Annotated in this window: 18 protein-coding genes; 4 read left to right on the forward strand and 14 right to left on the reverse strand. The window is 71.8% G+C overall.

All coding sequences use genetic code 11. The features are described from left to right. Positions 1 to 919: 919 nt before the first annotated feature. From OG811_RS27280 to OG811_RS27290, 3 genes are all read right to left on the reverse strand, one after another. Positions 920 to 1,555 carry a hypothetical protein gene (locus tag OG811_RS27280; RefSeq protein WP_406069794.1) on the reverse strand — a complete coding sequence of 212 codons (636 nt, stop codon included), beginning with the start codon at positions 1,553 to 1,555 and terminating at the stop codon, positions 920 to 922. A gap of 13 nt (positions 1,556 to 1,568) precedes the next feature. Further along, the gene (locus OG811_RS27285) at positions 1,569 to 3,353 is read right to left on the reverse strand and encodes a DUF4012 domain-containing protein (protein ID WP_406069795.1); all 1,785 of its coding nucleotides are present in this window, start codon (positions 3,351 to 3,353) and stop codon (positions 1,569 to 1,571) included. Positions 3,354 to 3,450: 97 nt separating this feature from the next. Further along, a complete protein-coding gene (locus OG811_RS27290; RefSeq protein WP_406069796.1) occupies positions 3,451 to 4,698 on the reverse strand; it encodes a glycosyltransferase family 4 protein in 1,248 nt (415 codons plus the stop codon). 168 nt (positions 4,699 to 4,866) lie between these two features. Between OG811_RS27290 and OG811_RS27295 the strand changes: the two genes are divergently transcribed. Then, positions 4,867 to 5,421 carry a low molecular weight phosphatase family protein gene (locus tag OG811_RS27295; RefSeq protein ID WP_406069798.1) on the forward strand — a complete coding sequence of 185 codons (555 nt, stop codon included), beginning with the start codon at positions 4,867 to 4,869 and terminating at the stop codon, positions 5,419 to 5,421. Here OG811_RS27295 and OG811_RS27300 read toward each other — a convergent pair. Continuing rightward, positions 5,402 to 6,862, reverse strand: a complete 1,461-nt coding sequence (locus OG811_RS27300) for a polysaccharide biosynthesis tyrosine autokinase (protein WP_406069799.1) — start codon at positions 6,860 to 6,862, stop codon at positions 5,402 to 5,404. The two genes, OG811_RS27295 and OG811_RS27300, sit on opposite strands and share 20 nt — an antisense overlap. Positions 6,863 to 7,200: 338 nt before the next feature. On the opposite strand from OG811_RS27300, the gene nhaA reads away from it, so the two are divergent. Then, positions 7,201 to 8,559 carry a Na+/H+ antiporter NhaA gene (gene nhaA / locus OG811_RS27305; RefSeq protein WP_406069800.1) on the forward strand — a complete coding sequence of 453 codons (1,359 nt, stop codon included), beginning with the start codon at positions 7,201 to 7,203 and terminating at the stop codon, positions 8,557 to 8,559. Positions 8,560 to 8,644: 85 nt separating this feature from the next. Here nhaA and OG811_RS27310 read toward each other — a convergent pair whose 3' ends face one another. The 10 genes from OG811_RS27310 to OG811_RS27355 all read right to left on the reverse strand — a co-directional run bounded on the left by OG811_RS27310 (position 8,645) and on the right by OG811_RS27355 (position 16,427). After that, a complete protein-coding gene (locus OG811_RS27310; RefSeq protein WP_406069802.1) occupies positions 8,645 to 8,842 on the reverse strand; it encodes a hypothetical protein in 198 nt (65 codons plus the stop codon). Beyond that, on the reverse strand, positions 8,839 to 9,168 hold the full coding sequence (locus OG811_RS27315) for a hypothetical protein (protein WP_406069804.1): 330 nt from the start codon (positions 9,166 to 9,168) through the stop codon (positions 8,839 to 8,841). Before OG811_RS27315 ends, OG811_RS27310 begins: the two co-directional genes overlap by 4 nt. Beyond that, positions 9,168 to 9,530, reverse strand: a complete 363-nt coding sequence (locus OG811_RS27320) for a DUF1622 domain-containing protein (protein WP_406069806.1) — start codon at positions 9,528 to 9,530, stop codon at positions 9,168 to 9,170. The genes OG811_RS27315 and OG811_RS27320 overlap by 1 nt, the downstream gene beginning before the upstream one ends. A gap of 39 nt (positions 9,531 to 9,569) precedes the next feature. Beyond that, positions 9,570 to 10,157 carry a TMEM165/GDT1 family protein gene (locus tag OG811_RS27325; protein WP_406069808.1) on the reverse strand — a complete coding sequence of 196 codons (588 nt, stop codon included), beginning with the start codon at positions 10,155 to 10,157 and terminating at the stop codon, positions 9,570 to 9,572. A gap of 217 nt (positions 10,158 to 10,374) precedes the next feature. Beyond that, the gene (gene egtD / locus OG811_RS27330) at positions 10,375 to 11,340 is read right to left on the reverse strand and encodes an L-histidine N(alpha)-methyltransferase (protein WP_406069809.1); all 966 of its coding nucleotides are present in this window, start codon (positions 11,338 to 11,340) and stop codon (positions 10,375 to 10,377) included. Between the two features lie 50 nt (positions 11,341 to 11,390). Further along, positions 11,391 to 12,137, reverse strand: coding sequence for an ergothioneine biosynthesis protein EgtC (gene egtC / locus OG811_RS27335; protein WP_406069811.1), 747 nt, complete (start codon positions 12,135 to 12,137; stop codon positions 11,391 to 11,393). Positions 12,138 to 12,177: 40 nt separating this feature from the next. Next, positions 12,178 to 13,524, reverse strand: coding sequence for an ergothioneine biosynthesis protein EgtB (gene egtB, locus OG811_RS27340; RefSeq protein ID WP_406069813.1), 1,347 nt, complete (start codon positions 13,522 to 13,524; stop codon positions 12,178 to 12,180). A 56-nt stretch (positions 13,525 to 13,580) separates the two neighbouring features. Next, positions 13,581 to 14,816 (reverse strand): ergothioneine biosynthesis glutamate--cysteine ligase EgtA, encoded by a 1,236-nt coding sequence (egtA, locus tag OG811_RS27345; protein WP_406069815.1) that lies wholly within the window; start codon positions 14,814 to 14,816, stop codon positions 13,581 to 13,583. 155 nt (positions 14,817 to 14,971) lie between these two features. Then, entirely contained in the window at positions 14,972 to 15,778 is an 807-nt protein-coding gene (locus tag OG811_RS27350; protein ID WP_406069817.1) for a hypothetical protein, read from the reverse strand. A 16-nt stretch (positions 15,779 to 15,794) separates the two neighbouring features. Further along, a complete protein-coding gene (locus OG811_RS27355; RefSeq protein WP_406069818.1) occupies positions 15,795 to 16,427 on the reverse strand; it encodes an RNA polymerase sigma factor in 633 nt (210 codons plus the stop codon). 539 nt (positions 16,428 to 16,966) lie between these two features. Here OG811_RS27355 and OG811_RS27360 point away from each other — a divergent pair. Together OG811_RS27360 and OG811_RS27365 are read left to right on the forward strand one after the other, a co-directional pair. Continuing rightward, positions 16,967 to 18,343, forward strand: a complete 1,377-nt coding sequence (locus tag OG811_RS27360; protein ID WP_406069819.1) for a serine/threonine-protein kinase — start codon at positions 16,967 to 16,969, stop codon at positions 18,341 to 18,343. Positions 18,344 to 18,468: 125 nt separating this feature from the next. Next, a complete protein-coding gene (locus OG811_RS27365; protein ID WP_406069821.1) occupies positions 18,469 to 19,731 on the forward strand; it encodes a nucleotide sugar dehydrogenase in 1,263 nt (420 codons plus the stop codon). The last annotated feature ends 12 nt before the right edge of the window (positions 19,732 to 19,743 follow it).

Here is a 19,743-nt window from a genome sequence, read left to right on the forward strand (position 1 = left end):
AAAGGTCTGCGGGGTGGACGCCTACGGTGACTCGGCGTCCGGGGTCGGCGACCTACAAGCGGGGGCTCGTGGGCGCCGGGGTCGGCGACGAGCGGAGAGCTCGTGGCTCCGGGGTTCAGGTGTAACGACCGGGGGGCCGGGGTCATTCCGGGGGTGGCCCAACCCTCGGCACCCTCGTGGAGGCGGTGGCCGGGTGGTCGTTCGCGGGGACTGCAACGACCGGGCGAGGCCCGGCATTCCAACCCGGGGCCCGGCGTTCCAACCCCGGGGTGGGGTGGCGGGCCGGTGGTGCTGCGATCGTCAGGGTATGTAACGACCCCGGGCCGGCCATGATTCCGGCCCACGGGTGCGACCGGTCACAACCCCGAGACACCCTCGACCGGACAAACCGCCCACAAAGCCCAACAGGCGGGGCCCCCGATCACCCACCCCGGGCATGATCCACTCACCTTCACGGATACCGGGGTAACCGGCCGTCCGGACACCCCGGTATCACGGAAACCGAGTCGATCACGAACAGGCCGACCCGTGTTAACGCGCGTAAACCGGACAAAGGCCCCGCCGGGATCGCACGCCGCCGTCCAGGCGTAGGCGATCCATCGCGGCGCGGACGCTGGTCGCCTTTAAGTCGGTGCGACAGGCCAGGCCCTGGACGCCGAAAGGCCCCGGACGCCAGGAGGGGCGGACGCGCGAACGCCAGGAGGGCCCAGACGTCAAAGCGCCCTCGACGCCAGGAGGCCAGAAAGCCCGAGCGCCGGGACAACCGGGGCAATCGGAACAATCAGGACGCCAACCACCGCCGGGAAGGTAGCGCACTCGGGAGGAGGCCACTCTCTCCAAGACGGGCTGGCGCCCGTCGGAGTGTTCCGACGGGCGTCAGCCTCAGGTGCGAACCGGGCACTGCCCGGTCGTGTACGGATTAGTGCGCAGCCCCGCCGAGGCGCTGGCGGCGACGCCAGGCCAGGGTCAGCAGCAGCATGACCGCTCCGGCGCCGACCAGGCCACCGCCGAGCTTCATGGGCGTGCCGAGACTGTCACCCGTGACGGGCAGCGGCTGCTTCTCGGTCAGCACCCGCAGCTCGGTGATGGCGGTACGGCCGGACTCCCGGCCCGTGGCCGTGAAGGTCAGCAGACCCGTCACCGACGGCTTGTAGCTCTTGGTGAAGTGACCCTGGGCGTCGGTGGACGCCGTGAAGTTCAGCGGCGCGCTCGCCTGGTAGGCCACCGGGGCCATGGCCACGGTGCTGCCGTCGCTGCGGCGAGCCGGGGCCTGACCACCCGCCGGAGCAGCCAGCGGCGTCACCGTCACCGAGTGGTCGACAGTCTCGTTCGGACCGAAGCCGGTGCCGGTCAGCACGACCGTCTCGCCGAGGAAGATCGTCGGCCGGTTGACGGTCAGGGCCGGGGGCTGCGGCGCGTACGGCGGCGGCTGGGGTGGGTCAGTGGTCGCGCTGGGCGACGGCTGCGGCTGCGGCTGTGCCGCCCCCGCTGCCGTCGGCATGGCCACCACGGCCAGGCCGACCGTGAGCGCCATGATGATGCGGGATAGCCGCATGATTGGTTCCCTCCTACTGGTCACAGCTTGGTGCGGAATGAACTTGGGTGGTCCATGGGCTGGCGGTGGGGGTCAGCCACAGCTCGGCACGCCCGACACCGGTCTTGGCCGTCAGCACGGTGACCTCCAACGCCGTCTCGGCACCGGGGCCGACATCGACGCTGGCCGTCGCCACCTGACGGCGGCGTTCGGTGCCGCTGCCAAGCGCCGTCTCGATCCCGTCGAGCCGGGCCTCGAGCACCGCTCCGCCAGCTGGGCTGAAGATCGACACCAACGTGCGGGCGGTGTACGGGTCGCCAGCCAGGCCGAGGCCGAGGACCGACTCGCTGAGTCCGGACTTTGGCGCCGTCGAGCGCAGGGTCACCCGCAGCCGTAGCTCGCGGCGGCCGTCGGGCCGGCAGGCGCCGACCGTCAAGTTCGCCGTCGGCCGCAGGTAGTAACCGAGCTTCGCGCCGCTGCCGTCGTTGAGGAACACGCCGACCGTCGGCACGGTGTCCTGTTCCGGAAGCGTCCCGGACAGCCGGCTGTCGCCGAACGTCCGCTGTTCTTCAGGTCGGGCACTCCAGAACAATATCCGCCGTTCAGTGACAGCACGGTCGAATGCGGACAACAACACACGTGGGTCGACATTCTTCTTGAAGAAGGCGTCGAACACCGAAGCGGCCGACGTCGCGAAGAACTCGTCCTGCTGTTTGACGTCCAGCCGTTGGTAGCTGTCGTTGAGCAGGGTCTGCACGACCTTTTCGCTGGCCAGCGGGACACCACCGGGCACCAGCACCGGACCGGTCGCCTTGAGCAGGTAGGACAGCACCACCGGGTCGACAGCGAGCACGCCGTCGACCGTGATGCCCATCTTGCGGCGGAACATCTCGCGGTACAACGCGGCGGCGGTCGGGAAGTGCGGGGACAGATTGACGTCGGCGGGATAGATGCCGGGCAGGTCGGTCCAGATTGCCCGGGTCTCGGCGGGCACCTTCAGCGCCGGAGTGAACCGGCCGAGCGAGGCACTGCTGCCCTGCTTGCCCATCCTCACCGCACCGTTCTCGGCCTCGATCATCGCGTACGCCCCGAACATGCCGCCAGTGGCCCGCAACTCGGCGAGGTTCTGCGAGACCAGCAGGTATCGCCGTGGACCGCTCGCACCGAGCAGCGGCGGCAGCAGGCGGGATCCCTGGTCGGCGGCCGAGGTGAGACTGGCCAGTCGGTCGATCTCGCCGCGCAGATCGGTCAGCGCCTGCCGGATCTGGCTGACCAGGCGGTCGGCCGGCACCGCCGCCAGGTCCCGACGCGTGCGCTGCACCGACTCGTCCACCCGGGACAACTCGGCGGAAACCGAGGTCAGCCGGGCCAGGTCCAGTCGACCGCCGGTCGGCACCAGGCTGGTCAGGTCCGTCCGGAGCAGGGTCGGGAACGCCTGCCGGGCCAGCTCGTCAATGGCGACCGCGATCTGCCCGACGGCATCGAGATCGTCGCCGGCAAACGGGGCACGCCGACCGAGCCGCCACATTGGGTCGGTGGTCGCCGCCCGGGCCGCGTCGGCCTGCTCCTGGAGAGCGGCGAGCGTCCGCTGGGCGCGGTCGCTGTCCCCACTCACCACCTGGGCGCTCAGCTCCCGGGCCAGGCTAGCGGCGTTGAGCAGGTGAGCGCGCGCCTGCCAGCCACGGAACCCGATCCAACCGCCGGTCACCAGCAGCAGCGACCCGACCACCAGGGCACCGAGAAGGGCCTGGCGCAGTCGGGCACGCCGACGGCGCCGAGACCTGCGCCTCCGCCGGGTCGGTCGTTCGATTTCCGTCACACCACGCTCCGTTCTCGGAATCGGACAGAAGGTCGATTCCACCGATGTTCTTAGCACGAGTCAGGCAGTTTCCTACTGTTATTGCACTTCTCACCCTTTAAGCGAATTTCCCTCGCGGTTCGCTGGCGGGCTCGGCACCTCGCCCCGCCGCCTCATGCAGCAGCCGCTCGATCCGGTCCACCCCGGCCGGCAGCGACATCTCCCGCAGGTACGTCGCCCGCCCCCGGCGACCCATTTCGGTACGCGTCGGCGGCGGGATGGTGGCGGCCAGCCAGAACCGGTCGGCCAGCGCGGCCCAGTCCTCCGGCGGGCAGGACAGCCCCGCCCTGGCTCTTTCGACCAACTCGGCGGTGTCCCCGCCAGCCGACGCCACCACCGGCGCGGCGCAGGAGAGCGCGGCCTGGAGCTTGCCGGGCACCATGCCGCGAAACTCCGGAAGGTCGCGCAGCATGATCAGCTGGTAGTCGGCGGCGGCGTACAGCTCCGGCATGTCGACCGGCGATCGTCGCTCGACGAAGCGGACGTTCGCAGCGCCCAATTCGGCGGCAAGCCCTCGCACCCGCAGCTCGTCCGTCCCGGACCCGACCAGGACAAGATCCATCGTCCGATCCAGTGCCGCGGCCGCCCGGACCGCGGTCTCGAGCCCCTGCCGCGGGCCGATGGTCCCGGCGTGCATCACCACGCACCGACCGTCCCGGCGGACCAACTGCCGAGCCGCCGCACCGGGCGTCGCCGGGTAGAAGATCCGCTCGTCGGTCCAGTTCAGTACCAGACGGACCCGCGCCGGGTCGGCGCCGGCGGCGACCACCAGGTCCCGCATCGACGGCGCGGCGACCGCGATCCGCGCGGCGGCCCGGTAGATCCGGGTCATCGCGCTGCCGACCCGCGCCGCCCAACGCCCATCGCCCGGCTCGTTCGCCCCGTCACGGGTCCAGACATCCTGGACGTGGAGCACCGCCGGCACCTGCCCGAGCAACCGGAGCACCCCGGCGGCGGCGAACGTCGTGGCCGGCAGTTGAAAGACGTAGAGCGCGTCCACGTCGCGGAGGAATCGACGCGCGGTCAGCGTCGCGCTGCCGGCGAAGGAGAGATAGCTGGCCATCCGAGCTCCGGTGGACGCGGCACCCCCGGGGTAGCGGGGCACCCGCCGGACGGTCAGCCGTTCGCTGTGCGTCTCGTGGTGCCACCGCTGCCGCCAGCCGGGGTAGACGTGACCGCCGGGGTAGTCCGGAAATCCGGTGAGCACCCGAACCTCATGCCCGCGCGCGGCCAACTCCTCGGCGAGGCTGCCGGGGATGAACGCCGGCTCGGGCGGAAAGTGGTACGACAGGATGCCGATCTTCATCGCCGCACCCCCGTCCACCGTGGATCAGCGGCGGCCGGCGCGGCACCACGGACGGCAAGCGTCCGGCCCGCGTACGATGCCGACAACCCCTCCCTGCGCGGCCGCCGGCGTCGACGCACCGCCCTCGCGGTGCGGGCACCCGCGTCCGCACCGATGAGAGGGACACCGATGGCTGACCGCGTGTTGTTCGTCTGCCACGCCAACCTGTGCCGGTCACCGATGGCCGAGTTCCTGGCCCGCCGGCTGCTGGCCGACCGGCCCGTCACCGTGGCCAGCGCCGGCACCGACGCGATCGACGGGATGACCATGCACCCGTACGCCATGGAGGTCGTGGCCGCGAGCGGCGCGGACCCGGCGGCGTTCCGGACCCGGGAATTGCGCCCCGAGCACCTGGTCGACGCGACGCTGGTGCTGACGGCGACCCGGCGCCAACGCTCGGTCTGCACCTCGCTGGCACCGGATGCCCTGCACCGGACGTTCACTCTTCGCCAGTTCGGCCGGTTGGCCGCGGCGGCCGAGCCGCCCGCCGGGTCGGCCGACGACCCGTTGCGGGCGGCGATCGCCGCCGCCGCCCGGGCGCGGGGACGGCTGCAACCGGCCGCCCCGGACGCGGACGACCTTCGGGACCCGATCGGCGGAACCGCCGCCGACTTCCGACGCTGCGCCGAGGAGGTCGAACGGTCGCTGCGACCCCTCGCCGCGCTCATCGGGGCAGCCGGGTGAGTTCCTGGGTGTGGTCAGCGACGCCGTTGACCCCGGTGGTCTCCGTGTGCCGGCCGGACGTGGTCCGGTCGGCCGGCGTCGATGACTTGGCCGTCGAGGCGACCACCCGGTAGGCCTCGTACTGGTACGCCTCGGCCTTGGCCACCTTGGCCATGTTCAGCACGCAGCCGAGCAGCCGGACCGAGACCGAGTGCAGCGCACGGGCCGCCGCGGCCGCCTGGGCGCGCGAGGTCCGGCCATGCTGGCTCACCAGCAGCGCCCCGTCGGCCTGCACGGCCACGACCACGCCGTCGGTCACCGCGAGCAGTGGCGCGGTGTCGATGATCACGATGTCCGCCGACTCGCGCAGCGCCAGCAGCAGGTCCGACATCGCCTTGGAACCGAGCAGCTCGCTCGGGTTCGGCGGGGCGGAACCGCTGGGTAGCACCAGCATCGACTTGTCGCCCCAGCGCTGTACTACGTCGCCGACCTGCACGTCGCCGACGAGCACGTCGGTGAGACCGACACCAGCGTCCAGGCCGAGGTAATCGTCGACCTTCGGGCGGCGCAGGTCCGCGTCGACCAGCAGCACCCGCCAACCCGCCTCGGCCAGCGCGATGGCCAGGTTGCAGGAGAGCGTGGTCTTGCCCTCGCCCTGCAGGGCGCTGGTCACGGCGATGACCCGGGCCGGCTCGTGGACATCCACGAAGCGCAGGTTGGTACGCAGCTTGCGCACCGCCTCGGCTCGGGCCGAGGACGCGGCGTCGCCCACGATCAGTGGCGCGGTGCGGGCGTTGCTCTCGAACGGGATCTCACCGAGCAGTGGGCTGCCGGTGGCTCGTCGCAGACCGGCGGCGTCGCGCAGCCGGACGTCGGCGACGCCACGCAGGATCGCCAGGCCGATGCCGAGGACCAGGCCGGCCAAACCACCGAGGGTGAGGTTGTTGACGGGCCGTGGCGAGACAGGGCTGGCGGTCACCCGTGGACCACTGACGATCTCGATCTTGATCGGGGCCTTGCCCTCGGGCGTCGTCTCCACCTTCTGTACGAGGTCGACGAACTTCTTGGCGAGGGACTCCGTCACCCGCATCGCCCGGGTCTGATCAGTGTCATTGACCGACGCGCGGAGCAGGACGGTGCCGGTCTCGGTGGAGGTGCTCACCCGGCTACGCACCTCGTCCGCGGTGAGGCCCACCGGAGTGTCGGCCACCACGCTCTGGGCCAGCCGGTCGCTGGTGAGCAGGTCCGCGTACGACTTGACGCGCTGCTGGAGGAAGAGCCCACCCTGGTAGGCGTCGGAGACGCCCGTATTGGGGGTGGTGACGAAGAAGGTCACCGAGGCGACGTACCGGGGTTGGGCCCGTACGGTCAGGAACGCCGAAACGCCCAGGGCCACCATGACCGTGACCAGCACGACCCACCAGTGCCGACGCACGTGGCGCAGATAGCGGAGCAGTTCCATCAGGAGTGCCTCCGTGTCGGTCCGGTTAGGCCAAAGAACTTCACGAAAACCCCCAAGGTCGTCTGCCAACTCGTGAAACCATTAAAGCGGCTCATACGGCTTATGTCCGGAGTTATGTACTTTCCGGCGGCGACATGTGCGCCCGCATGACCAACCCGACAAACGCTCTTTCGGCAGCGGCGACATCGGGGAAAGTTCGAAGAGCGATCCGGGACCCGCCCGAGCGGCCCTGCGGTCGCCACCACCCAGAAACCCGGATAGGGTCGGCGGCGGTGTGCCGGGAAGTCTGGTCGGCGAGTGAATTCCTGCCGTCCAGATTCCCGAGGTGAGCCCCGCAGATGATCCCCACCCCGCCGTCCGAGCAGCAGCCGAAAATGCGGCTGTTCTCGCGATCGTCCTGGCCCCAGGCCCGGCACCTGGCCGACGTGCTGCGCACCGAGACCGTCGGTGGCGCGCTGCTGCTGCTCGGTGCGGTGATCGCGCTGATCTGGGCCAACTCCCCCTGGTCCGACTCGTACACCCGGCTCGGCGACTGGGTGCCCTGGCCCGGCGGCGCGTCGTGGCATCTCGACCTGGACGCGGCCACCTGGGCGGCGGACGGCCTGCTGGCCATCTTCTTCTTCGTGGTCGGCCTGGAGCTCAAGCGGGAGTTCGTCGCCGGGGAACTACGCGACCCGCGACGCGCCGCGCTGCCGGTGGTGGCCGCCCTCGGTGGGATGCTGCTGCCGGCGCTGATCTACGTGGCGGTCATCCTGAGCGCAGGCGGGAACGGGTTGCGTGGCTGGGCGATCCCGACCGCCACCGACATCGCCTTCGCCCTGGCCGTGCTCGCGGTGGTCAGCTCGCACCTGCCGCAGGGCCTACGCGCCTTCCTGCTCACCCTCGCGGTGGTCGACGACCTGTTCGCGATCACCATCATCGCGGTCTTCTACACCGCCGACTTCCATCCCGTTCCGCTGCTCGCTGCGTTGGTGCCAATCGGGCTCTTCGCGTTCCTGGTGCAGCGTGGGCGTGACTGGTGGTGGGCGCTGATCCCACTCGCGATCGCCGCCTGGGCGCTGGTGCACGCCTCGGGTGTGCACGCCACGGTGGCCGGTGTCCTGCTCGGCTTCACGGTCCCGGTGCTGGCCCGCCGCCGGACGGTGGGTGGCGGCCAGCCGGACGCGAGCGGTGCGGGGGCGGACGAGGGCGGGCTCGCCGCGCACCTGGAGCACCGCTGGCGGCCGGTGTCGGCTGGCTTCGCGGTGCCGATCTTCGCGCTGTTCGCCGCCGGGGTCACCCTGCGGGGCACCGACCTGGGCGCCCTGCTGAGCGACCCGGTGGTGATCGCCATCGTCGCCGCCCTGGTGCTCGGCAAGAGCATCGGCATCTTCGGTTCGACGTACCTGCTGGCCCGGTTCACCCGCGCCGAGTTGGACGAGGACATCACCTGGTCGGACCTGCTCGGAATCGCCCTGCTGGCCGGCGTCGGGTTCACCGTGTCGCTGCTCATCGGCGACCTGGCCTTCGGCGCCGGCAGCACGGCCGACGACCGGGTCAAGGCGGCCGTGCTGCTCGGGTCGGTGATCTCCGGCGGGCTCGCCGCCACAGTGCTCGTCCGTCGCAACGCGGCGTACCGCCGGGTGGCGGAGCGGGAGCGGCGCGACGCCGACGGCGACGGCGTACCCGACGTCTACCAGCGGCCAACCGACGGCTGAGCGGGCGGCTGCGAGGGGGCGACGAGGCGGTTGCGGCGGTCCTGGTGACTCGCGGCCCACCCCGGGCCCGGCCGTGGGCTCCCGGTCAGTCGCGACGCTCGGCGGGCGGCAGGTCCTCGGTCTCCTCGGCCAGCGCCTCGACCGTCGGCGCGGTGAGGTCGTCGCCCGGCACCGCCACCGACTCGGCTCGATCCTGCTCGTCAGGCTTGCCTGCCGGCGGCGGCTCCGGGGCGGTGCCATCGCCGGCGAAGCCGTACTCGTTCGGTTCGTCGTGCCGCCTCATGTGGTTATCCTCCCGCTTTCCCCGGTTTCGCCTCTTAGCGCCAACGGTAGGTGGTGATCGTCCCCGGCGCAGGACGCCGGGGATTGTCGCCCGGACCACGGCGGGCGGGTACGCAGCGCCGCACCGAGCAGCTGACGCATTGCGATGATCGCCACCGCGCCGGCCAGGCCGCTCCACCCCGGATCGGCAGCGAGCCGGAGCAGGCCGGCCGCCGTCAGCAAATCCAGCAGCAATCGGACGGCGGTCCGGAGCGCCCTGGTGCTGAGCGCGGTGACCACACCGGCGACCAGCGCCAGCGCGGTGACCGCCGTGACCAGGGCACCCATCACGTCCGGGGCTCCCCCTCGGCCACCTGGCGCTGCTCCTGGCGGATCTCCCGGCCCAGGAAGTAGTTCAACGCCGTCCGGATCGTCGCGATCGCGGCCAGTTGGCCGATCTGTTCGAACGACGGGGACACCGCGGTCCGCAGCACGTCGGCCGCCAACTGGAATTCAAGGCCGAGGGTCAGAAACCGACCCAGCGAAAGCCGGATCGGAGTGAAAACGGCGGCGGTGCGGTGTCGCAGCCCTTCGACCACGAACCGCACCGCCGCCCAGACGGCCCCGACGAAGATGACCAGTGCTCCGGCCACCTCCACCACGGCAACCAACACCTGGTCGCCGTGGCGCAACAACTCGGCCGGCTCCACCCCGGGCCGTTACCCGCCCTCGGGGCAGCTAGTCGGCACTCAGGTCAGCTCGTTCACCGCCTCCAGGATCAGCCAGAGACCGGAGATGGCGAAAAGGATCGCGGCACCGTACCTGATGGTCTTCTCCGGCAGCCGGCGACCAAGCATCCGGCCGACCAGAATGGCCAGCGCGTCCGCGGCCACCATGCCGATGGTGGAGCCGAGCCAGGTGCCGAACCAGCCGTACTTGGTGGCGAGCGTGATCGTGGCGAGCATCGTCTTGTCGCCCAGCTCGGCCAGGAAGAACGCCACCGACACCGCCACGATCGCAGTCTTGCTGGTCTTCTCCGCCTTGCGCTTCTCCTCTTCGGTGAGCTTGTCCCCGCGCAGCGTCCACGCACCGAAGCCGAGGAACGCCACGCCGGCCACCAGGGAGATCCACTCGGTCGGCAACACCGCCCCGAGACCCACGCCGATCGCGACCGACGCCAGGTGTACCACCGCCGTGGCAACCGTGATGCCGATCAGCACCGGGATCGGCTTGAACCGCGTGGCGAAGGTCAGCGCCATCAGCTGGGACTTGTCCCCCAGCTCGGCGACGAAAATGACGCCGAAGCTGACGACCAGCGCGACGAAAAATCCCTCCATGACTTCCCTCCCGTTCACGCCGGGAAGAGGCACAGGGGCGCCCTCGACCCGGCTGCAACAGCCTGAGTCGAAGGTCTCGCCCGCCTCGGAAAAACCGAGGCCGCGTGGCCGGATGCGAAACGCACCAGTATGTCGACCACGACATTGGGGGCTACTCCCCTTCGCGCGACCAGCCTAACCGATCACCGCCCGGTCCGGCCGAGGCGGGTGAACACGCTCACCGTGCCCGCGCCAGCGTGACCCCGAAGAGCCCGTCCGGGTCGGACCAGAACATCGTCGTGTCGAAGCCCGCCGTGGCCAGCTCCGTGGCGACCCCCTCCGGGTGGAACTTCGCCGAGACCTCGGTACGGAGCTCCTCCCCCGCCGCGAAGTCGACGGTCATGCCCAGCACCCGCACCCGCATCGGCCGCGTCGCCCGCAACCGCATCTCGATCCACTCGTGGGCCGGAACCCAGAGGGCGACGTGCTCGAACGCACCCGGATCGAAGTCGGCACCCAACTCCCGATTGATCACGTGCAGCACATTGCGGTTGAACTCGGCGGTGACCCCGGCGGCGTCGTCGTACGCGGGCACGATCACCGACGGGTCCTTCACCAGGTCGGTGCCGAGCAACAGCCAGTCGCCGACCTCCAACGCGGCGCGCATCGCCGTCAGGAACTCGGCCCGCTCGGCGGGCAACAGGTTGCCGATGGTGCCGCCGAGGAACACCACCAGCCGTCGGCCGCCGGTGGGCAGCCGGTCCAGTTGCCGGGTGAAGTCCCCCACGATGCCCCGGACCCGCAGGCTCGGATAGTCGGCGGCGATCTGGGCGGTGGACCCGGTCAGCGCGCTGACCGACACGTCGAGCGGAACGAACGTGCCCAACCCGCCCTGGCCGGTGAAGGCGTCCAGCAGCAGCCGGGTCTTTTCCGACGAGCCGGAGCCCAACTCAATCAAGGTCTTGGCCCCGGTCAGCGCCGCGATGTCGGGGGCGCGCTCAGCCAGCACGGCCCGCTCGGCCCGGGTCGGGTAATACTCGGGAAGGCGGGTGATCTCCTCGAACAGCTCGCTGCCCCGGGCATCGTAGAACCACTTCGGCGGCAGCCACTTCTGCTCGGCGCTCAACCCGGCCCGCACGTCGTCGCGCAGGCCGCGCTCCAGGTCGCGCTCTTCGAGGTAGATCTCCAGCGGTTCCGCGGTCATCGGTTCACCTCTCTGCTCGAATCAACAATTGCGTGCCCAACCCGTACGGCTCACCGGGGCGGCAGTGGACGTACCCCCACCTCGCCCGCGGCGGCGATGACCAGATGCCCCTCCGGCACCGCCCGCCAACCGGGATCGTCGTCGTGCGGCTCGGAGGCGAGCAGCACCGAGCCCGGCGCCTCGCGTACCGACAACGCGTGCCCGGCCACGCTGGCCACCGCCCGGTGCCCGTCAGTGAGCAGCAGGTTGAGCCGCGACCCCGGGGCGGCCGCGGCGACGTCGGCCACCGTCCGCCCGACCGCCTCGGCCGGGTCCTCGCCAGCGCGCAGCCGGTGCCGCACCAGCGCCCAGAGCAACGCCGAGTCGGTGGCGGCGTCCAGGGTGAGCAGGTCACGCACCGGCAGACCGGCGGCGAGCGGCACCACAGCGTCCGGCCAGCCGCGAACCACACCGTTGTGACTGAACAGCCACGGCCCCTCGGCGAAGGGCGCAGCGGCGCCGTCGAGCACCGCCATCCCGACGGTGGCCGAACGCACCGCCGCGAGCACCGCTCTGGTGCGGGTCACCGCCGCGAGCTGAGCGATGGTCGGGTCGCTCCAGATCGGCTGCGCCCGTCGGTAGCGCACCGGCTCACCCTCGCCCGGGTACCAGCCGACGCCGAACCCGTCCGCGTTGATGGTGCCGCCGCCGCGCATGTCGCGGGGTGCCCAGGACTGCCGCACCAGCGAGTGCGGAGGGTCGAACAACACCTCGGCCAGGGTGACCGGCGGCCCCAGGTAGGCCAGGTGGCGACACATCAGCGCACCGTGCCCGCCGGACCGCCGGCCACGCGGTGACTCACCGGTACGACTCGTCCGGCCGGGCGTCGCGGGCGCAGCGGAAACCGCTGAAGATCTGCCGCCGGATCGGATAGTCCCAGTTACGGAAGGTGCCCCGACAGGCGGAACGATCGGTGCCGAACGAGCCACCGCGCAGCACCCGGTAGTCGTCACCGAAGAAGACCTCCGAGTATTCACGGTAGGGGAAGGCCGCGAAGCCGGGATGCCCGTTGAACGTCGTCGAGGTCCACTCCCAGACGTCACCGATGAGCTGGTGCACACCCAACGGGGAGGCACCAGCCGGGTACGCGCCCACCGGCGCCGGCCACAGATGACGTTGGTCGAGGTTGGCGTGCGCCTCGGTCGGGTCGTCGTCCCCCCAGGGGTAACGGCGGGACCGCCCGCTTGCCGGGTCCCAACGGGCCGCCTTCTCCCACTCGGCCTCGGTCGGCAGCCGCTTTCCGGCCCACGCCGCGTACGCCTGCGCCTCGTACCAGCACACGTGCACCACCGGCTCGTCCGCGCGGACCCGGCTCCACCGCCCGAAGCGCCGGTACGACCATTGGTCGCCGTCACGGCGCCAGTGCATCGGCGCGCTGAGCTGCTCCCGGAGCCGGTGTGCCCAGCCGGCCGGGCTCCACCAGCGCGGATCGGTGTAACCGCCGTCGGCCATGAAGGCCGCGTACTGGCCGTTGGTGACCGGGGCGGCGTCGATGACGTACGCCGGGAGATCGACGCGATGCGCGGGGCGTTCGTTGTCCAGAGCCCACGGGTCGGTGTCGGTGCCCATGATGAACTCGCCGGCCGGCACCAGCACCTCCCCGTCGACCTGCACGGACGGTCTGTGCGGCTCGGGCGGCGCCGGGGCGTGCAGCACCGCCGACCCCGAGCGCAGTTGGTGGGTGGCGAGCATCGTCTCGTCGTGCTGCTGCTCGTGCTGCACGATCATGCCGAAGGCGAACCCGTCGGCAACCAGCGGACGCTCGGTGAAGGCCACCGCGTCGAGCAGGTCGTGCACCTTGTCCCGGACGGTCTCCAGGTAGGCGCGCGCCTCGGCGGGCGGTAGCAGAGGAAGCGCGGGGCGGTCCCGGCGCGGCTGCTTGAACGCGTCGTACAGCTCGTCGATGTCGCACCGGACCGGCTCGCGGCCTCCGACGTCGCGGACCAGCCAGAGCTCCTCCTGGTTGCCCACGTGAGCGAGGTCCCAGACCAGCGGCGACATCAGCGGTGAGTGTTGGCGCATCAGGTCGGCGTCGTCGACCACCTCGGTCAGCAGCGTGGTCCGGGAGCGAGCCCGGGCCAACTCCACCGCGATCCGGTCGCGTAGCTGCTCCCCGTCGACGTGCCCCCTGCTCCTCGCACTCACCGCGCCGCCTTCGTTCGCGACTGCGGGGGCTCGCAACCCCGGCGCACTCCTCGCACTCACCGGTCTCCCCTCTCCGCGGCGGCTAGCCGCCGACGTACGCCTCGGTGGATCTCGTCGGGTGTGCCGGCCGGCAGGTCCAGCCGGGGCAGGGTGGTCAGCGCCAGGTCGAGCAGGGCCGCCGCGGCTGCGGCCAACGCCGGGTCGGCCAGGCCGTGCCGGGCTGCGGCCGACCAGCGGTGCGCCACCGGAGCGGCGATCGTGTACGCCTCGCGCACCGTGCCCGGATCCGTGAAAAGGGCGGTCAGCACCGCCAGCGGAAGCCGCCAGTCCCGGTCGGGTTGGGCGTCCAGGTAGCGCAGCTCCAGGTAGCCGCGCGGCCGCACGGGCGGAAAGAGGGTGCTGACGTGGTAGTCGAGGTCATCGGTGGTGGGTGGTTGGGGCAGCGCGCCGTCGAGCCAGTCGGCGAAGGTCACGCCGGGCGGCGCGGTCCAGTCCGGGCCATGCCGACGCAGGCAGAGCAGCGGCGCGGCGAGCACATACCGGATCCAGGTGGCGGTCGGGTCCTCGTCGGCGCGGCCGGGCGTCCAGACCGGGCGGGTGCGGGCCGGGTCGATGGCCAACCAGGCGGCCATCCGGGCGGAGGCCCAGCCGGTGTGCCGCCCGGCGTGTCGGGTGGCGGAGGCGAACGCCGCGAGCAACGGCGGCCCGACCGCGTGGGCCGTGGCCCAGCGGTCAGCGACCTGATCCGGCTCGCCTGCGTCGAGGCACACCTGCAGGCCGGCGGTGCTGTACATCATCGTGCGACCGGCCGGACCGCGCCGGTCGAAGGCACCGCGCATCGCGCGGTAACGGGGAGTTTCCACCACCGGGCGGGGCCGTCGGTGTGGGTCGATGCCGCTGCGGCCGAGGATCATCCCGGCGTCGGCCAGCAGGTCGGTGACCTGGGCGATGTCGGCCTCGGTGGCCTGGATCAACGTCGCGACCGAAGAACGGGGTGGGGTGGAGATCTCCAGCTGGCCACCCGGCTCCAGGGTCACCATGCCACCGTGTCGCAGTGGCTCGGCCGGGCTGATGGCATCCAGCGTGGCGGGGCTGTGCCGCCCCAGCGCCGCCCGCAGCCGCATCGGGTCGACGGGGCGGGCGGGATCGGCGGCGTCGTGCACGGTCCATTCCAGTTCGACGCCGGTGTGTGTCGGTGGGCCGGTCTTGAAGCAGATCCGGGCGAGGTGCCGGCCTGCGGCAGCGGACTCGCGCAGGATGGCGCTGCGATCCAGCTCGGGCGACGTCACCATCCGTCGGGCCCCTCTCCGTGTGCCGGCGCCGGGACACTGTGCCACCGTAACCTGACCCACCGACACCGTCGGGGGCGTGCACGGCGCCACCACCCTCTGTCTAGCAGACGAATTTCCGATGCAGGGCGGAACGAACCGCCCCGGCCGCCGACCACTCACTCCGGGGTCGGGCGGCCCGTCGGCGGGTGGGGCGGCGAGGCCTTCGCCGACGCGGACGGCTTCGCCTCAAGCACCAGCCGCTGGCAGTACGCCTCGACCTCGTCGGCGCTGCCGGCTGCGATCACCAGCTTCTTGAAGCCCGGCGTACGCAACGCCTTCTCCCGCTGTTCGGGCTTCTTGGCCTGCCAGGCGCGGCACAGGCCGTGCAACTGGCTGGCCGGCGCGGTGCGGGCCGGCGCGGTGCCGGGGGCGGACGGCATGCCGGGCGACGGGGTCCGGGGCGACGGGGTCCCGGGCGACGGGGTGCCGGGGGATGCCGATCGACTGGGCTCGCCGGACCGGGACGCAGGCTGGTCGGGGGTCGGTGACGTGCTGGACGGCGCGGGTGCGACCGGGTTCGGCACCCAGTCGCGGGTCACCGCGGCGAAGGCGGCGCCCGCCGTGGCGGTGGCCGCCACCGCGCCGATCCAGGCCACCGCGCCGGTGGTCAGGCGGCGCCGGTGCGGCCGGTGCGGCACGGACGGCGCCGGGTTGGCCCGGGCGGCCCGGAACGCGGCCAGCGCGGCCTCCTCGCCGGCCAACTCGGCCGGCCGGATCGGGCCGGCGGCCGCGGCGAGCAACCTGGCCACCGGCTCGGTGGGGGGCACGGTTGCCCGGATCGGCACCCGGTCCTGAGGTGACGCCGCGTCGGCTTCGGTGGACGTGGCGGGGTGGGCCTGGTCCAGCTCGGTGTCCACGTTGGCGCGGGCCGAGTCGAGCAGCCGTTCGCTTTCGGCACGGCCGACCCGCCGGAACGGGTTCATCGGGAATCCCCTCACGTCAGCTGTCCGCCGGCTCAGCGTGCGGCGCCCGCAGGGATGGGCTACCGCCCGTGCGGGGCGGCGGCAGCCCTTCGACCCCGGCTGGCGGCCCGGCCGGGGTCTGCGGCTCCAGCAGGGCTGCGAGCCGTCGCAGACCCCGGTGGGCGGCGGTCCGAACGGCACCGGCGCGGCGGCCCAGCACCCGGCCGGCGGATCCCGCGTCCAGCCCGATCACGGCCCTCAGCAGCACTGCTTCGGCCTCGCGCGGTGGCAGGGTGGCGATCAGTGCCAGGGCGGTCTCGGTGCCGATCGTCTCGCTGGCTCCCTCGGCGGTGTCCGCGTCGCTGGCCAGGTCGACGAGCGCCTGCACCGGGACCGGAAGGGACGGTCGGCGGCGCAGCCGGCGCAGGTGGTCCATCGCCCGGTTGCGGGCGATGGTGACGGTCCAGGCGCGGAACTCGCCACCGGCGAACCTGGGCAGGTCGCGGGAGATCTGCAGCCAGGTCTCGGAAGCGACGTCCTCGGCGTCCGCGCCGACGAGGACGGTCAGATACCGCAGCAGTCCCGGCTGGAGGCTGCGGTAGAGGAGGCGGAACGCGTCCTCGTCGCCGGCCTGTGCGGCGCTGACCGCCTCGGACAGCTCGCCGGTCATCCGCGGCCCGTGGATCGTCCGGCACGAGCCGGCCCAGGCCGCCGCGCCGGCGCAGACACTGCGGTACGAGTCGTCGGCCCGACCAACTCCCGCACCCGCACCGCCCTCCGCCGATCTGATCGCGCCTGGGACCGAGATGGCCGAGGCGGAGTGTCCAGGCCAGCGCCAGGGCGGGCCGGCTCGCCGCGCTGCCGGCAGAGGTCGCCGGGCGGGCCCGAGCCGGGCTAACGCTAGGAGCGGACCAAGGACGCGACAAGTCGGGACTGTGTCACGGAAGAGTGACAATTATCAACCCTGCGCAACGGCGCGTCGTGGTAACAAATCGCGACCAGGGGTCGCTGACCGCGCCCGGGGGCGGCCGGCGGGCTTCTTTGATCTGTCGTACGCCGGAATATGTCGGGTTTCGTCACGCCACGTTGCCTTGCCGTCACAGAAATGCCGCGTCCATACAGGTCAGACCGGATGGTCGGTCCCGTACCAGCCGCCCGACCGACCGGCCGTGGCGCGCCGTTGCGCGCCACTCTGGGTACGGTAATGCGGTGTTGTCATCGGAGGTCGTGCTCAGCGGTCGTTACCGCTTGGACGAACGTGTCGCCACCGGCGGTATGGGCGACGTGTGGCGTGCCTCCGACCTGATCCTCGGCCGGCAGGTCGCGGTCAAGGTACTGCTGCCCGCGTTGGTTTCCGACCCTGACTTCATCGCCCGGTTCCGGGCCGAGGCGCGGATCATGGCGGCGCTGCGGCACCCCGGCATCGTGCAGGTCTTCGACTGCGGCGCGGACGACCTGCCCGACGGCGGTCGGGCGGATTACCTCGTCATGGAGTTCGTCGCCGGCGAACCGCTGTCCAAGCGGATCGAGACGGCCGGCCGGCTCGACGTGGCCGAGACGATGTCGATCGTGGCCCAGGCGGCGGCGGCGCTGAACGCGGCGCACCGCGGCGGCATCGTGCACCGCGACGTCAAGCCCAGCAACCTGCTGGTGCAGGAGGACGGCACGGTCGTCCTGGTGGACTTCGGCGTGGCCCGTTCCACCGACATCACCAGCATCACCAGCACCAACGCGGTGCCGGGCACCGCCCTCTACATGGCCCCCGAGCAGGCCGCCGGCCGGCCGGTCAGCGGTGCCACCGACATCTACGCCCTGGGCGCGGTCACCTACTGCTGCCTCACCGGCAGTCCGCCGTTCACCGGCGACAACCCGCTCCAGGTCGCCGTCCGACACCTGGACGACGAGCCGCCGGAGCTGCCACACGACATCCCGGAGGCGGTCCGCGCCCTGGTGTCGCGGGCCCTGGCCAAGGATCCGCTCGATCGGTTCACCAGCGGCGCGGCGATGGCCGAGGCCGCCCGGACCGCGGTCACCGGCGCCGAGCCGCCGACGGCGATGGCGACGCCGGTCCCGCTGCGCGACGCCGGGCCGGGCACCCGCACCGACGTGCCGGCCGGCGCGGCGGTGGCGAGCGGGGCGTCGGCCGGGCGGCAGCGACGGCGCGGCCCGCTGGTCGGCGCGGTGGCGGCCGTGCTGGTCGCGCTGGTCGGGCTCGGTGCGGCACTGGCCGCGGCACGCAATGTTGGCGAGGACCCGGCGGTCCATCTGCCGACCACCTCGCCGACGATGGCGCCGACCGGCCCAGTGGACCTTCCTGCGGCGAACGAGCAGATCGCCACCGCCGACCCGAACCGACCCGACCGGCCGAACGCCCCCGGCAACCACCCGTCGACGTCGGTCTCCGTCCCGCCGAGCATCCAGCCCAGCCAGACGACCAGCCCGCCAACGCCGACGCCGACGGTCACCACCACATCCCCGCCTAGCGTGCCGACGACGAGCGCGCCACCGACGAGCGCGCCACCGCCGTCTGATCCACCCCCCACCACGGGCCCGCCGACCGTCCCAGAGGGGCCGGTGGCCGGCTGAGCCGAGCGGCGCCGACCGTCGCGGGCAGTCCCACCAGCACCGATATCACCAAAACGGACTTACGTCACCGAAGACGCCTCTAGGCTCTCAGCAGGTCATTTCCACCATCTGCTGCGGGAGCCTGGGTGAGCGCTGAAAAGCTGGTCGTGATCGGTCAGGGATACGTCGGACTGCCGCTGGCGATGCGTGCCGTGGAGGCCGGGCTGGACGTGGTCGGCCTCGACGTCGACGCCGACCGGGTCAAGCGTCTCGCCTCCGGTGAGTCGTTCGTCGAGGACATCCCGACCGACCGGCTGGGCCGGGCGCTGGGTAGCGGCCGGTACAACCCCAGCACGGAGTACACCGACGCCGAAGGCTTCGACATCTGCGTCATCACCGTGCCGACCCCACTGCGCGACGGCACCCCCGACCTGAGCTTCGTCGAACAGGCCGGCGTCGGTATCGGCCCGTACGTACGCCCGGGTTGCACGGTGATCCTGGAATCGACCACATACCCGGGCACCACCGAGGAGCTGCTGCGCCCGCTGCTGGAATCGGCCAGCGGGCTGAGCAGCCCCGGCGACTTCCACCTCGGCTACAGCCCGGAGCGGATCGACCCGGGCAACCCGACCTGGCGGCTGGAGAACACGCCGAAGGTGGTCTCTGGGGTGGACCCGACGTCGCTGGCGCGGGTGGACGAGTTCTACCAGCGCCTCGTGGAACGCACCGTGCCGGTGGACTCCACCCGGGTCGCCGAGCTGACCAAGCTGATCGAGAACACCTTCCGCCAGGTCAACATCGCGCTGATCAACGAGCTGACCATGCTCTCGCACCACCTCGACATCGACGTCTGGCAGGCGATCGACGCCGCCGAGACCAAACCGTTCGGCTTCCTGCCGTTCCGGCCCGGCCCCGGCGTCGGCGGGCACTGCCTACCGATCGATCCGTGCTATCTGTCGTGGCAGGTCAAGCGTCGCCTCGGCCGGCAGTTCCGATTCATCGAGCTGGCCAACGACATCAACCACGAGATGCCCGAGCACGTCGCGCAGCGGGTCATGGCGGGGCTGAACCGGGACGGCCGGGCCGTCAGCGGTGCCCGACTGCTGCTGCTCGGTCTGGCGTACAAGAAGAACACCGGCGACATGCGGGACTCCCCCGCGGTCGACGTGGCCCGCCGGCTGCAGGCCCTCGGTGCCGACGTCCACGCGGTCGAGCCCTACGCCGAGGCGCACCAGATCCCGGCCGGGGTCACCGTGGTCGAGCTCACCGAGCGGGAGGTGCGCGGCGCCGACGCGGTGGTGGTGGTCACCGACCATGACAGCTTCGACTACGACCTCGTGGTCCGGCACGCCCGCTACGTCTTCGACACTCGCAACCGGTGCGTCGGCCCGATGGTCGAGCGCCTGTAGGCCCGGCACCGC

The organism is Micromonospora sp. NBC_01638 (assembly GCF_045209745.1).
Taxonomy (GTDB): Bacteria; Actinomycetota; Actinomycetes; order Mycobacteriales; family Micromonosporaceae; genus Micromonospora.

Coding starts and splice junctions, on each gene's coding strand:
- OG811_RS27315 (WP_406069804.1), bottom strand. CDS start 9,168: ATGGGTGCCCTGGTCACGGCGGTCACCGCGCTGGCGCTGGTCGCCGGT.
- OG811_RS27310 (WP_406069802.1), bottom strand. CDS start 8,842: ATGAGGCGGCACGACGAACCGAACGAGTACGGCTTCGCCGGCGATGGC.
- OG811_RS27280 (WP_406069794.1), bottom strand. CDS start 1,555: ATGCGGCTATCCCGCATCATCATGGCGCTCACGGTCGGCCTGGCCGTG.
- OG811_RS27325 (WP_406069808.1), bottom strand. CDS start 10,157: ATGGAGGGATTTTTCGTCGCGCTGGTCGTCAGCTTCGGCGTCATTTTC.
- OG811_RS27300 (WP_406069799.1), bottom strand. CDS start 6,862: ATGGAACTGCTCCGCTATCTGCGCCACGTGCGTCGGCACTGGTGGGTC.
- egtC (WP_406069811.1), bottom strand. CDS start 12,137: ATGTGTCGCCACCTGGCCTACCTGGGGCCGCCGGTCACCCTGGCCGAG.
- nhaA (WP_406069800.1), top strand. CDS start 7,201: ATGATCCCCACCCCGCCGTCCGAGCAGCAGCCGAAAATGCGGCTGTTC.
- OG811_RS27295 (WP_406069798.1), top strand. CDS start 4,867: ATGGCTGACCGCGTGTTGTTCGTCTGCCACGCCAACCTGTGCCGGTCA.
- egtA (WP_406069815.1), bottom strand. CDS start 14,816: ATGGTGACGTCGCCCGAGCTGGATCGCAGCGCCATCCTGCGCGAGTCC.
- OG811_RS27350 (WP_406069817.1), bottom strand. CDS start 15,778: ATGAACCCGTTCCGGCGGGTCGGCCGTGCCGAAAGCGAACGGCTGCTC.
- OG811_RS27290 (WP_406069796.1), bottom strand. CDS start 4,698: ATGAAGATCGGCATCCTGTCGTACCACTTTCCGCCCGAGCCGGCGTTC.
- egtD (WP_406069809.1), bottom strand. CDS start 11,340: ATGACCGCGGAACCGCTGGAGATCTACCTCGAAGAGCGCGACCTGGAG.
- OG811_RS27355 (WP_406069818.1), bottom strand. CDS start 16,427: ATGACCGGCGAGCTGTCCGAGGCGGTCAGCGCCGCACAGGCCGGCGAC.